At 72.0% G+C, this 12,559-nt stretch carries 12 protein-coding genes; 5 read left to right on the forward strand and 7 right to left on the reverse strand.

Features of this window, described 5'->3' with window-relative positions:
- The first annotated feature begins 19 nt into the window (after positions 1-19).
- Entirely contained in the window at positions 20-748 is a 729-nt protein-coding gene (locus OG798_RS15885) for a nucleopolyhedrovirus P10 family protein (RefSeq protein ID WP_095855391.1), read from the forward strand.
- A 56-nt stretch (positions 749-804) separates the two neighbouring features.
- On the opposite strand, the gene OG798_RS15890 is transcribed toward OG798_RS15885, so the two are convergent.
- The 4 genes from OG798_RS15890 to OG798_RS15905 all read right to left on the reverse strand — a co-directional run bounded on the left by OG798_RS15890 (position 805) and on the right by OG798_RS15905 (position 4,850).
- On the reverse strand, positions 805-1,608 hold the full coding sequence (locus OG798_RS15890; protein WP_095855390.1) for an enoyl-CoA hydratase/isomerase family protein: 804 nt from the start codon (positions 1,606-1,608) through the stop codon (positions 805-807).
- A 145-nt stretch (positions 1,609-1,753) separates the two neighbouring features.
- A complete protein-coding gene (locus tag OG798_RS15895) occupies positions 1,754-1,975 on the reverse strand; it encodes a helix-turn-helix domain-containing protein (protein WP_006123601.1) in 222 nt (73 codons plus the stop codon).
- Between the two features lie 386 nt (positions 1,976-2,361).
- Positions 2,362-3,960: an ABC-F family ATP-binding cassette domain-containing protein gene (locus tag OG798_RS15900; RefSeq protein WP_054232258.1), complete on the reverse strand. Its 1,599-nt coding sequence runs from the start codon at positions 3,958-3,960 to the stop codon at positions 2,362-2,364.
- Between the two features lie 92 nt (positions 3,961-4,052).
- Positions 4,053-4,850: a hypothetical protein gene (locus OG798_RS15905; RefSeq protein WP_267061426.1), complete on the reverse strand. Its 798-nt coding sequence runs from the start codon at positions 4,848-4,850 to the stop codon at positions 4,053-4,055.
- A 241-nt stretch (positions 4,851-5,091) separates the two neighbouring features.
- Here OG798_RS15905 and ypfJ point away from each other — a divergent pair, with 241 nt between their 5' ends.
- Positions 5,092-5,982, forward strand: a complete 891-nt coding sequence (gene ypfJ / locus OG798_RS15910; RefSeq protein WP_095855389.1) for a KPN_02809 family neutral zinc metallopeptidase — start codon at positions 5,092-5,094, stop codon at positions 5,980-5,982.
- A gap of 147 nt (positions 5,983-6,129) precedes the next feature.
- Complete coding sequence (locus OG798_RS15915) at positions 6,130-6,543, forward strand: VOC family protein (RefSeq protein WP_097227655.1); 414 nt, start codon at positions 6,130-6,132, stop codon at positions 6,541-6,543.
- 41 nt (positions 6,544-6,584) lie between these two features.
- On the opposite strand, the gene OG798_RS15920 is transcribed toward OG798_RS15915, so the two are convergent.
- From OG798_RS15920 to OG798_RS15930, 3 genes are all read right to left on the reverse strand, one after another.
- Positions 6,585-7,988 carry a hypothetical protein gene (locus OG798_RS15920; RefSeq protein WP_179436620.1) on the reverse strand — a complete coding sequence of 468 codons (1,404 nt, stop codon included), beginning with the start codon at positions 7,986-7,988 and terminating at the stop codon, positions 6,585-6,587.
- Positions 7,989-8,144: 156 nt separating this feature from the next.
- Complete coding sequence (locus OG798_RS15925) at positions 8,145-9,269, reverse strand: alpha/beta hydrolase family protein (RefSeq protein WP_097226301.1); 1,125 nt, start codon at positions 9,267-9,269, stop codon at positions 8,145-8,147.
- 155 nt (positions 9,270-9,424) lie between these two features.
- On the reverse strand, positions 9,425-10,150 hold the full coding sequence (locus OG798_RS15930; protein ID WP_121416547.1) for a class II aldolase/adducin family protein: 726 nt from the start codon (positions 10,148-10,150) through the stop codon (positions 9,425-9,427).
- Between the two features lie 196 nt (positions 10,151-10,346).
- Between OG798_RS15930 and OG798_RS15935 the strand changes: the two genes are divergently transcribed.
- Both OG798_RS15935 and OG798_RS15940 read left to right on the forward strand, forming a co-directional pair.
- Positions 10,347-11,099 carry a lysozyme gene (locus OG798_RS15935; RefSeq protein WP_328757223.1) on the forward strand — a complete coding sequence of 251 codons (753 nt, stop codon included), beginning with the start codon at positions 10,347-10,349 and terminating at the stop codon, positions 11,097-11,099.
- A 212-nt stretch (positions 11,100-11,311) separates the two neighbouring features.
- Positions 11,312-12,556, forward strand: coding sequence for an inorganic phosphate transporter (locus tag OG798_RS15940; protein WP_067364481.1), 1,245 nt, complete (start codon positions 11,312-11,314; stop codon positions 12,554-12,556).
- Positions 12,557-12,559: the final 3 nt, after the last annotated feature.

The raw sequence follows: 12,559 nt of genomic DNA on the forward strand, positions 1-12,559 counted from the left end.
GATGCGGCAGGCTGGAGCAATGACCGCGGATCGATGGACTCAGGCAGTGCGGCGGCAGCTCGGGCTCGGGCGCCTGCTCCCGCTCGGGCATCCGCGCGACGGCGCCTGGATCGCCGAGGAGGCGGCCGACGCGTTCCTGCGGCGCGCGGCGGCCGGCGTGCCCGCCGTCCGCCTCGGCACGCTCCGGATCGCCCTCGCGGACCCGGACCTGGCCCACGAACCCGTCGTACCGCCGCCGCCCAGCGCGCTGCCGCCCGGCCCTCTGCGTATCGTCGCGGAGTTCACGGCCGGGGCGGATCCGACGGCACCCGGCGTCGAGCCGCTTCCCACGACCGCGGCCCGCCTGCGCGTGGCCCTGGCCGAGGCGGCCGAAGCCCTCGGCCTGACGGTCACGGAGGTCGACCTGAAGGTGACGGAGCTGGGGGACGTCTCCGCGCCGCCGACCGCCGTACGCCCCGCCGCCCCGCCTCCGGCCGCCGTACCGACGACCCCCGACGAGGCCCGGGCGGCCACCGCCGCCCTTTCCGTGCCGGGGGTACTCCACCTGACGGACGTCCTGGGCCATCCGGTGCACATCGAGAGCGTCCCCGGCAAGGATCCCGCCCTCGCCCGCCGCCACGTCCGCGTCGAACTGGCGGTCGCGGCAACGGAGCGACCGGTGGACGTGGCAAGAGCCGTCAGAGCGGCGGTTGCGGACGCCCTCCCCGACACTCCGTCAGTGACGGCCCTGGTGACATCCGTCGAGTAGAGCGCACTAGGGGCGCGGGGAACTGCGCGACCAGCCCCCGCAGCCGAAAGACGACCTCACTCCCCCAAGCCGGCAAGGTCCCGCAGCCGCCGGGCCTGAGCCGCGCGCTCGGCGACCCGCTGCTCCTCGTACGTGCGCTCCTGCGCCCCCCGCAGCAACGCCTTGGTCTCGACGACCGCGTCCCGAGGCGCGGCCAGCACCGCACCGGCGAGGTCCCGCACGGCATCCTCGAGCTGGTCGACGGGCACCGCGAGATTGGCGAGCCCCGTACGCTCGGCCTCCTCGGCCGACACGAAGCGACCCGTGGCGCAGATCTCCAGCGCACGGGCGTATCCGACCAGGCTCACCAGCGGATGCGTTCCCGTCAGGTCGGGAACGAGCCCGAGGCTGGTCTCGCGCATGGCGAACTGCACGTCGTCCGCGACGACGCGCAGGTCACAGGCGAGCGCCAGCTGGAAACCCGCACCGATGGCGTGCCCCTGCACGGCGGCGATGGACACGACGTCGCTGCGCCGCCACCAGGTGAACGCCTCCTGGTACTCGGCGATGGTCGCGTCGAGTTCGGCGTCGGCCCCGCGAGCGAGGTCGATGAACGACGGCTCGCCGTCGAACCCCTCGGGCGTGAACGCCTGCCGGTCGAGCCCGGCCGAGAACGACTGGCCCTCGGCACGCAACACCACCACACGCACAGTGCCCGGCAGCGACCGCCCGGCCTCCGTCAACGCCCGCCACAGAGCAGGACTTTGGGCGTTGCGCTTGGCCGGATTGGTCAGCGTCACCGTGGCGATCGCGTCGTCGACGGTGAGCCGTACGCCGTCCTTGTCGAGTACGGGGTCAAGATCGTTGTCGAGCGAAGCCATGGGCTGCCTCCGATGGGTGCGGTCGGATCAGACGCGTACCTCGTGAAGGACACGAGGACACACCTAAGTGACTGCACAGTAACCACCCGGTCGATCACCCGACCGACCGGGTGGCCACCACCGAAGCCGATGGGGACGCCCGGCCTCAGGCCGAGGCGGCCTTCTTGCCCCGCGTCGCTCCGCCACGCCCTCGCAGCGTGACACCCGACTCGCTGAGCATCCGGTGCACGAAGCCATACGAACGGCCGGTTTCTTCGGCCAGCGCTCGAATGCTCGCACCGGAGTCGTACTTCTTCTTCAGGTCTGCCGCGAGCTTGTCGCGCGCGGCGCCGGTTACCCGGCTGCCCTTCTTCAGAGTCTCGGCCACCCGTGCCTCCTCATGGGAAGTGCGCTCTGGACTTCTCATGATCACCCCTCAAGGGCTTCATGGCCACCCATTCGGCAAGGTCCGTGAGACACGGTTTTGACGACAGGAGCCCGTCCTCACAAGTGGAATCACAGGGTCCGCACTGCTCTGTCCGTACGACCGAACGGGTTCTTCCGTGAAGTGCCAGGTCAGCGACACAAGACGGCCGAGCCCTTGGGAACAGAGGACTCGGCCGCGAAATGAATGTAGGACACACCTCGGTACGAGGAGATCTCACACAGATGATGGATCACGGATCGGCCGAATGATCCATACGCAGTGGATCAGTCATTCGATCACGTCGTGCTGACGGCGGCCCCAGGGCGGTCGGGAGGCCGTACGAGGGCTCAGGCGAGGGCGACGAGGTCCGCGTAGTCGGAGCCCCACAGGTCCTCGACGCCGTCCGGCAGCAGAATGATCCGCTCGGGCTGGAGCGCCTCGACGGCACCCTCGTCGTGGGTGACGAGGACGACGGCGCCCTTGTAGGTGCGCAGCGCGCCGAGGATCTCCTCGCGGCTGGCCGGGTCCAGGTTGTTCGTCGGCTCGTCGAGGAGGAGGACGTTCGCCGAGGAGACCACGAGGGTCGCGAGCGCGAGCCGGGTCTTCTCGCCACCGGAGAGAACGCCGGCCGGCTTGTCGACGTCGTCGCCGGAGAACAGGAACGAGCCGAGCGTCTTGCGGACCTCGACCAGATCCAGGTCGGGGGCGGCAGAGCGCATGTTCTCCAGGACCGTGCGCTCGGGGTCGAGGGTCTCGTGCTCCTGCGCGTAGTACCCGAGCTTGAGGCCGTGGCCCTCTATGACCTGGCCGGTGTCGGGCTGCTCGGCGCCGCCGAGCAGCTTCAGCAGGGTCGTCTTGCCGGCGCCGTTGAGGCCCAGGATGACCACGCGCGAGCCCTTGTCGATGGCCAGGTCGACATCGGTGAAGATCTCCAGCGAGCCGTACGACTTCGACAGGCCCTCGGCCATCAGCGGGGTCTTGCCGCAGGGCGCGGGCTCCGGGAAGCGCAGCTTGGCGACCTTGTCGGAGACGCGGACCGCCTCGAGGCCGGCCAGCAGCTTGTCGGCGCGCTTGGCCATGTTCTGCGCGGCCACCGTCTTGGTGGCCTTGGCGCGCATCTTGTCCGCCTGCGAGTTCAGCGCGGCGGCCTTCTTCTCGGCGTTCTGCCGCTCGCGCTTGCGGCGCTTCTCGTCGGCCTCGCGCTGCTGCTGGTAGAGCTTCCAGCCCATGTTGTAGACATCGATCTGGGCGCGGTTGGCGTCCAGGTAGAAGACCTTGTTGACGACCGTCTCGACGAGGTCGACGTCGTGGGAGATCACGATGAAGCCGCCGCGGTAGGTCTTCAGGTAGTCGCGCAGCCAGACGATCGAGTCGGCGTCGAGGTGGTTGGTCGGCTCGTCGAGCAGGAGCGTGTCGGCGTCCGAGAACAGGATGCGGGCCAGCTCGACACGGCGGCGCTGACCGCCGGAGAGCGTGTGCAGGGGCTGGCCGAGCACACGGTCGGGCAGGTTGAGCGCGGCGGCGATGGTGGCGGCCTCGGCCTCGGCGGAGTACCCGCCCTTGGTGAGGAACTCGGTCTCCTGGCGCTCGTACTGCCGCATGGCCTTCTCGCGGGTGGCGCCCGAGCCGTTGGCGATGCGCTGTTCGTTCTCCCGCATCTTGCGGATCAGGGTGTCCAGGCCGCGCGCGGAGAGGATGCGGTCGGTGGCCAGGACGTCGAGGTCACCGGTGCGGGGGTCCTGGGGCAGATAGCCGACCTCGCCGGAGCGGGCGACGGTGCCGGAGGCCGGGATGCCCTCGCCGGCCAGGACCTTCGTCAGGGTCGTCTTGCCCGCGCCGTTGCGGCCGACCAGGCCGATGCGGTCGCCCTTGGTGATGCGGAAGGTAGCGGACTCGATGAGGATGCGGGCGCCGGCGCGCAGCTCGATACCGGAGGCGGAGATCACGGACAGACTCCAGGGCAGGGTGGTTGGCGGGGTGGACGGCTGAGGACGTTCCCGCCGTCTAATGCGCGAGGAGAATGGCCATGGGCCCCAGTCTAACGGGGCCGTGCAACCACTTTCCCTGGGTGAGCGTGTTCCGCACTGTGACGCTCGCCCTGCCACACGTTGCCCAGCGGCGTGCGGTGCGGGGTGACTCTGCCCAGGTCGTCGACGGCGACGAGCTCGGTGGTCCAGCTGTCGCCGGGGGCGCAGGGCTGCGCGATCAGGAGCGCCTCGCCGTGACGCAGCGCACGTTCGGGGGCGAAGGAGCAGCCGTACCGGGCGGGCAGCGTCCAGCGCAGGTCGCCGTCGGCGATGCGGTAGGCGGCGACGCGCCGCGGGGTGATGACGGCGAGCATGCGGGTGCCCAGGGGCTGCAGCACCCCGCTCGCCCCGTGGTCCGCGAGCCACCCGGCGGCCCCGGGAAGGGCCCGGTGCCAGCGCACGGCGCTGCCGTCGCCGCGCGCGGTGTCGGTGACCAGTCCGTCGTCCCACAGCGCGATCGCGTGCCCGCGCGCGGGGAGCACGGCCACCGGACGGCGACCCTCACGCGCGTAGGTCCAGCGGGGGTGGCCGGTCGTCCCGTCGTAGGCCTCGACGGCCGCCTTCGTGGCGCGCAGCGGGGGCTGTCGTGTCCCGTGCCCGTGCGCCACGCGCATGTGGGCGATGAGACGGTCCCCGTAGGGCGCGGGACGCGCTTCGTGGGCCGCGGTGAGCAGCAGGGCGACGGCGACGGGGAGCAGGGCGCGGGCGGCGCGGCGGCAGGCGGCGGGGGAACGGAGCCGGGGGGCCGGGGGGTCCGTGGTCGCCGGGGCGGACTGTTCCGCCTCCGCCGCCTCGACCGGCACAGCCATCACCTCGCCCCCATCGGCGCCGCTCGCCGCTCCCAGGACCTGTCCGGCCGTCCAGGCGCACGGATCAGGCGCAGAGCGTAGGCGTGGGCGGTGGGAACGCCCGTCGGGACACGGCGGGCGGCGGGGGCGTGTCGCCCGTTCGGCCCTCCGCCCGGCGCCGGACCCGTGCGGGCGTACGAGGATGGCGCCACGGAGCGACGTACGCCGAGGTGCGAAGCCGTACGCAGAGGGTGGTGTGCCCATGCAGTTCGACGACGACGCCGACCTGGACACCTCCGACGTGCAGGATGTGCGCGGCAGCCGGATCCCTGGGGGCAGGGCGACCGTCGGGGGTGGCATCGCGGGTCTGATCGCCCTGATCCTCGGGCTGTTCTTCGGCGTCGGGCCCGATCAGCTCGGGCTGTCCTCCGGCAACGACCAGCCCGCGGTGACCACTTCCTCGCTCGACCAGATCAAGCAGACCTGCCGGAAGGGGCGGGACGCGAACGCCAGGGAGGACTGCCGGATGGTGGCGGTGGTCAACAGCGTGCAGGACTTCTGGGCGCAGGAGTTCGCGCGACGCGGCGGTACGTACACGCGCTCGCCGACCGTCTTCTTCAGCGGGCGGGTGAACACCGCGTGCGGCACCGCGACCTCGGCGGTCGGGCCCTTCTACTGTCCCGGTGACCGCAAGGTCTATCTGGACCTGGGCTTCTTCGACGACCTGCGGACCAAGTTCGGCTCCAGCGGCGGGCCGTTCGCGCAGGCGTACGTGGTGGCGCACGAGTACGGGCACCGCGTGCAGGACCTGATGGGGACGCTGGGCAGGGCCCAGAGCGGTGTCACGGGCGCGAACAGCAACTCGGTGAAGGTGGAGCTGCAGGCGGACTGCTACGCCGGGGTGTGGGCGCACCACGCGACGACGACGAAGGACCCGTCGACGGGCAGGCCGTTGATCAAGAACCTCACTCCGGCCGACATCCGGGACGGACTGGACGCGGCGGCCGCCGTCGGCGACGACCGGATCCAGCGGGAGTTCCAGGGGCGGGTGACCCCGGAGACGTGGACGCACGGCTCGTCCGCGCAGCGGCAGCAGTGGTTCTACCAGGGCTATCGCACCGGCGACATGGCGCAGTGCAACACCTTCCGCTGAGGGCTCGGACGGGGCGAGGAGAAGTCCGCGGATGCGGCGCGTTCCGGGCGGCGTCGGCTCTCCGGGGCGTTGTCAGTGGCCGGTGCAAGACTGGGCAGCGGGTGACATTCCGGCCCAGCAGGACGAGTTCCGGTGGGAGTGATCGGCATGGCAGGTACGGACGGCGGGCGCCCGAGCATCTACCCGACGCTGCTGTACGCGGACGCGAAAGCCGCGATCAGGCAGCTGACGGAGGCCTTCGGCTTCTCGGAGGCCTCGGTGTACGAGAGTGAGGACGGCACGGTGATGCACGCCGAGTTGGTCCAGGGCAACGGCGCGGTGATGCTCGGCTCCAAGGGCCGCGGTGGCGTCTTCGACGGCGCGATGAAGGACGCGGGCCCCGCGGGGGTGTACGTGGTCGTGGACGACGTCGACGCGCACCACCAGCGCGCCGTGGACCACGGCGCGGAGATCCTCATGCCCCCGACCGACCAGGACTACGGCTCGCGGGACTACCTGGCCCGGGACACCGAGGGCAACATCTGGAGCTTCGGCACGTACGCCCCGGAGATACGGGGCTGACCCCGGGGTGCGGGGTGCGGGGCCGATCCGCCGGACAGGCCCTAGCTGCCTCCGGTGTGGACCTGGAAGGCGGCGCGGCGTACGGCCTTGGCGAGGGCCGGGTCCGGGTGGGCGGCGGCGAGCGCGACCAGGACCTGGACGGTGCGGGGATGGCCGACGGCGCGCACCTCGTCGAGGAGCGCGGGCACGGTGGGCTGTACCGCGGACTCCAGATGGCGCACAAGAAGCGGCGCCTCACCGTGGTCGGCGACGGCGGCGGCGGTGTCGACCCAGAGCCAGGTGGACTCTTCGCGGGTGAGGACCTCGTGGGCGTCCTCCGGGTCGTGGCCGTCGTGCTCGGCGAGCCACAGCAGGGCGTAGGGGCGCAGCCAGGACTCGTCGGCCACGGCGCGTACGTCGGGCTCGGCGGGGGCGCCGACCACACGCAGCGCCTCGAAGGCGAGGCCGCGGGTGAGGGCGTCCTCGCCGCGGGCGGCTTCGAGGAGTTCGGTGACGGCGCCGCCGACGGGACGCGCGGCGAGCCAGGCGCGGTACTCGGCGCGGGCCGCGTTCGGGCGCAGCTGGGCGCAGCCGCGGAGCATGTCCGAGGCGGGCTGCTCGATGTTCCCGGCGGGGCTCTGCGCGGCGACGCAGATCTGCTCCAGCTTGACCCAGACCGCCCAGCTGCCGAGCGGGGTGAGCGTGGCCTGCCCGTCGGCGCAGGTGAGCGCGCCGACGGAGGCGAGCGCGTGCAGGGCCCAGTCCAGGAGGGGCTCGAGGGGGGTGTCCGCGATCTCGGCGGCCTCCGGGACGGGCTCCGGCTGGGGGCCGTAGGGGATCTCGCAGCGCTCGGTGCGCAGTTCGGTGACGCGCTGTTCGAGGAGGTCGAGGAGCTGCTCCATGGGGACGGGCCCGGCGGAGAGCTGGAGGAAGGAGAGCACCTGGGGCATCGCGGAGACGACCTCGGCGACGGCGGACGCCTCGCGGTCGGCCGGCTCGGGGTGGGCGAGCGACCAGGCGTCGAAGAGGGCGACCCAGCCGCGCAGGACGGCGCTGTCGTCGCGGTTCCAGGCGCGCAGTCGCCAGCCGGGGCGGGCGATGTCGCCGTGCACCTCGACGAGGCCGGCGAGGCGTGCGGTGTCCCAGTCCGCGCGGACCTGAGCCGGGGTCAGGCCCAACTCCTCGGCGGCCCGTTCCGCGGTCGCGTCGGCGAGGGTGCCCTTGCCGTCGGGGGTCGCGCCGTCGCTCCCCGGGCCGAGCGAGGCGTCGGCCCAGCGGGCGACACGGGCCGCGGCGGCGAGGCCGGTGCGGGCCATGCGGGCCAGTTCCGCGGGGGGCGGGGTGCCCTCGGGGGGCCGGGGTGCGGGTCGGCGCGAGCTGCGCTGGGTCACCGCTCGGGGGGCGGAAGCCAGGGGGCGCGAGCGGACGATTCGGAGCCTGGAGTCGCGCGGGTTACGGGACGTCACGGGTGCAGTCTTCCGGTTGACGGTCCGAAAACCCAAACGGAATGTCACAGCAGGCGACAGGGGTGGCCAATGGACAGGGTTCCGAGAGGGCTCGACACGTGTGAGCGAAGCCTCGCACGAGTTGACCGGGGCCCAACCGGAAGCCTTGTGGGGTGGCTACATGAGAGGGGTGAGGAAGCGGCGTAGGGCCTCTTCGTAATGGGGGGCGGCGTTCCACATGGCGCCGTGGGAGGCGTTCGGGACCGTGTGCAGGGTGACCAGGTCCGGGCGGCGCTCGGCGAGGCGGCGCGAGGGGCCCCAGGGGGCGATGGTGTCGTCCGGGCCGTGCACGATCAGGGTCGGGACCTTGAGCTGGCCGGGGTCGGCGGCCTCCTGGATGCGGTCGCCGTGCAGACCGGTGCGGCCCTGCGCGGCACGGACCGCGAGGGGCAGCAGGGCGCTGGGCGTGTGGCGGGCCGAGGCGAGGGCGCGCAGCGTGGCTCCCCAGTCGAGGACGGGCGAGTCCAGGATCAGCCCGGAGATCCGCTCGCGCAGGGCGGAGTGCGCCGCGGTGCGCAGGGCCATGGTGGCGCCGATGGACCAGCCGTACAGGACGACCTGCTCGGCGCCGTAGCGCACGGCGTAGCGCACGGCGGCGTCCAGGTCGCGCCACTCGGTCTCGCCGAGGTGGCTGAGGCCGTCCGGGGAGCGGGGTGCGCCGAGGTCGCCGCGGTAGGCGAGGTCGAGCACGGGCAGCTGGTTGCGGTGCAGGAACTCCATCACGTTCATCGGCAGCTCGCGGGTGGTGCCGAGCCCGTGCGTCGTGATCACCCAGGTGTCGCGGGTGCCGGGCACGAACCAGGCGGGCAGCGGGCCGAGCTCGCCGGGGACGTCCACGTCGGCGTGGTCGAGGCCGAGGGCGCTGCTGGGGTTGCCGATGTGCAGGTTCGGGGTGAGCCACGCCTTGTCGCCGGGCTCCAGGGTGCCGTGGGTGACGCGTTCGAGGCGGCGTACGACCGTGTCGGCGGTGTGGTGTACGTCGTCCAGGACGGGACCGACGACCGCGTGGGAGCCGTCGCCCGTGAGGCCGTACCGTCCCGGCCGCAGGGAGGCCAGGTCGCGGGTGAGCGTGATCCGGCCCGCGGCCGTGGAGTGCACGGTGAGCCGGGGCTCGGTGGGCAGTGGCCTGCCGGGCGGCGCCTTCAGAGCGGCGTCGCTGGCGAACCGGCCCGCCGCCACGGAGGCTGCGCCCGCGGCCAGGGCTACGGAGACGGCCGCGGCCGTCGCTTTGACAGTACGCACGGGTTCAGTCTCCCGGCCCGGCCCCCGGTCGGCCAGCCGGAGCGGGCGGTGGACTCCCGCCTTGGGGTGCGCGGGCTCGTTCTCAGGCGCTGCGCGCGCACCGGCACCGCCGGGTCGGTACAACCCGCACCGCCAGGCCGGTACGCCGCGCCGGATCAGCGGGGGCCGGCCCCGTCTCCCTGCCCGTAGCGCCCCAGCCGCTCCCCCGCCTCGTCCACCTGTTCCGGCGAGAGCAGCGTCGGGGACAGGCCGGGCACGGACGACGCCAGGAGCCAGACGCGGGACATCCATTCCAGTTGGGCGGTGCGGTCGAACGCCTGGGACAGCGAGGCTCCGTAGGCGATGGTGCCGTGGTTCTGGAGGAGGCAGGCCGTGCGGCCGGTGAGGGCCTGGAGCATGTTCTCGGCCAACTCCGGGGTGCCGTAGGTCGCATAGGGGGCAACTCGGACCGGTCCGCCGAGGGCGCCCGCCATGTAGTGGATCAGGGGGAGTTCGGAGACGAGGGTCGAGACGGCCGTCGCGTGCGCGGCGTGGGTGTGGACGACGGCCCGCGCGTCGGTGGCACGGTGGATCGCGAGGTGCATCGGCAGTTCGCTCGTCGCGGCGAGTGAACCGAGGACCTGCCGGCCCTCGAGGTCCACACCGACGGCGTCTTCGGGTCTCAGCCGGTCGTAGGGCACTCCGGTCGGTGTGACCAGGACCGTGTCGCCGACCCGGACGGAGACGTTGCCCGACGTGCCGACGACCAGACCGTCGGCCACCGTCCGGCGGGCCGTCGCGACGAGCTCGCCCCACGCGGCCGCCACCTCCCGCTCGCGCGTGCCCGGCGCACTCTCCCCCACGTCCCGCACTTCCCGTGCGTCCCGCCGCTGCTCAGCCATGTGGCGATCCTGCCAGGCAGGGACGTCAACCCGCGGTCGGTGAGGGCACTTTAGGGCGGAAGACAAGCGTCCGTAAGGGCACATAACGGCACATATCGCCCCCTCGGGGTGATTGGCTGGCGATCGACGGGCTTTCAACGATCTTCCAATAGCCTCTGGGGGATTTGTCACGCACGTCGCCATTCCGGGGGGACATATGGCCCGTGACCACAAACCACTTCTTCGCCGCGCCCGCGTGCTCGCGGCGACGGCCGCCGTGGCGGCGCTCACCGCCGCGGGGACCGTCCTCGCCGGGGCCCCGGTCGCCGCGGCGGCCAAACCCAGGGGCCACGACGTCTCCTCGCACCAGAAGAACGTCGACTGGCAGAGCGCGAAAGAGAAAGGCGCCCGGTTCGTCTATGTGAAGGCGACCGAGTCCCACACGTACCGCAATCCGTACTTCGGCCGGCAGTACGACGGAGCGCGCGACGCGGGGATCCTCCGTGGCGCCTACCACTTCGCGGTGCCGGACAAGTCGTCCGGCGCCACCCAGGCCGCGCACTTCGTGCGCAACGGCGGCGCCTGGCGCGCGGACGGCTGGACGCTGCCGCCCGCGCTCGACATGGAGTACAACCCGTACGACAAGAAGCACAAGTGCTACGGCCTGAGCAAGGCCAGGATCGTGAGCTGGATCCAGGCGTTCAGCGACGAACTCCAACGGGAGACCGGCCGCCGTCCCGTCATCTACACGACCACCCACTGGTGGAACACCTGCACCGGCGGCAGCGGCGCCTTCGCCGCGAACCACGCCCTCTGGCTGGCCCGCTACGACTCGGCGGACACGGGCGCGTTGCCGGCCGGCTGGTCGACGTGGACGTTCTGGCAGTACGACAACAGCGGCACGCTCCCGGGTGACCAGAATCTCTTCAACGGATCCATGGCCCGGCTGAGGCAGTTCGCCGCGGGCTAGAAGCCCTCGAACAATCCCCCGGCGGAGCCGAAATTCCGCCTCCGTTCGAACATCTGGTCAAAGGTCAGGCCGCCCCTCCCGCACACTGGTCATTACAAGCGGAGGGGCGGTCCACCGTTTGAGACACCCCAGCGCCCGCCCCAGTTCATCTTCCGTTCACTCAGGTTGCCTACGGTCCACCTGCCACTGACGCCAAACAGAAGCCTGGGTAAATGGAACACATCACGCTCCTCCTCGGAATCGTGATCGTCACCGCTCTCGTGTTCGATTTCACGAACGGTTTCCACGACACTGCCAACGCGATGGCGACCACCATCTCGACCGGCGCCCTGAAGCCCAAGACGGCGGTGGCCATGTCCGCCGTGCTGAACCTCGTCGGCGCGTTCCTCTCCGTGGAGGTCGCCAAGACGATCTCCGGCGGGATCATCAACGAAGAGGGCATACGCGTCCAAGTGATCTTCGCGGCGCTCGTCGGCGCCATCCTCTGGAATCTGCTGACCTGGCTTCTGGGTCTGCCCTCCAGCTCCTCCCACGCACTGTTCGGCGGCCTGATCGGCGCCGCGGTCATGTCGGCCGGCTGGTCGTCGGTGAACGGCTCGACCGTCGTCACCAAGGTGCTCATCCCCGCGGTCGCCGCGCCCATCGTGGCCGGACTCGCCGCGATGCTGGCCACCCGGCTGACCTACCGGATCGGCAACCGCGCCGACGAGAAGGCGACCGCCAAGGGCTACCGCGCCGGCCAGATCGCCTCCGCCGGCCTGGTCTCCCTGGCGCACGGCACGAACGACGCCCAGAAGACGATGGGCATCATCACCCTCGCCCTGGTCACCGGCGGCGTCATTGCCCCGGGCTCGAACCCCCCGCTGTGGGTCATCGTCTCGGCCGGTACGGCCATCGCGCTCGGCACCTACCTGGGCGGCTGGCGCATCATCCGCACCATGGGCAAGGGCCTCACGGACCTCGCGCCGCCGCAGGGCTTCGCCGCCCAGACCAGCGCCGCGACGGCCATCCTGGCCTCCTCGCACATCGGCTTCTCCCTCTCCACCACCCAGGTCTGCTCCGGCGCCGTGATGGGCTCGGGCCTCGGCCGCAAGGGCGGAGTGGTCCGCTGGTCGACCGCGACCCGGATGTTCGTCGCCTGGGGCCTGACCCTGCCGGCCGCCGGTCTGGCCGGTGCCTCCGCCGAGTTCCTCACCAAGCAGGGCACCTGGGGCATCGTCCTCACCGGCGCCCTGCTCGTCGCCGGGGCCGGCACCATCTGGAAGCTCTCCCGCCGCCAGCCGGTCACCGTCGACAACGTCAACGACGTCGACGCCGAGCCCGCGGGCGTCGTCACCACCGCGATCGCCGCCGTCACCCCGCCGCCCGCGGGCCCCGTCACCGGCGACCTGTCCGGCGACCTGAAGACCACCATCCCGTCCCCGGACGCGGAGCCCACCCGCCCGGCCACGGTGTAAGGA

The organism is Streptomyces sp. NBC_00271, from assembly GCF_036178845.1.
Classification (GTDB): Bacteria; Actinomycetota; Actinomycetes; order Streptomycetales; family Streptomycetaceae; genus Streptomyces.

What these genes read in the sequence shown, in the direction of transcription:
- OG798_RS15885 (WP_095855391.1), top strand. Translation starts at nt 20, where the DNA reads ATGACCGCGGATCGATGGACTCAGGCAGTGCGGCGGCAGCTCGGGCTC.
- OG798_RS15890 (WP_095855390.1), bottom strand. Translation starts at nt 1,608, where the DNA reads ATGGCTTCGCTCGACAACGATCTTGACCCCGTACTCGACAAGGACGGC.
- OG798_RS15905 (WP_267061426.1), bottom strand. Translation starts at nt 4,850, where the DNA reads ATGGCTGTGCCGGTCGAGGCGGCGGAGGCGGAACAGTCCGCCCCGGCG.
- ypfJ (WP_095855389.1), top strand. Translation starts at nt 5,092, where the DNA reads ATGCAGTTCGACGACGACGCCGACCTGGACACCTCCGACGTGCAGGAT.
- OG798_RS15915 (WP_097227655.1), top strand. Translation starts at nt 6,130, where the DNA reads ATGGCAGGTACGGACGGCGGGCGCCCGAGCATCTACCCGACGCTGCTG.
- OG798_RS15930 (WP_121416547.1), bottom strand. Translation starts at nt 10,150, where the DNA reads ATGGCTGAGCAGCGGCGGGACGCACGGGAAGTGCGGGACGTGGGGGAG.
- OG798_RS15935 (WP_328757223.1), top strand. Translation starts at nt 10,347, where the DNA reads ATGGCCCGTGACCACAAACCACTTCTTCGCCGCGCCCGCGTGCTCGCG.
- OG798_RS15940 (WP_067364481.1), top strand. Translation starts at nt 11,312, where the DNA reads ATGGAACACATCACGCTCCTCCTCGGAATCGTGATCGTCACCGCTCTC.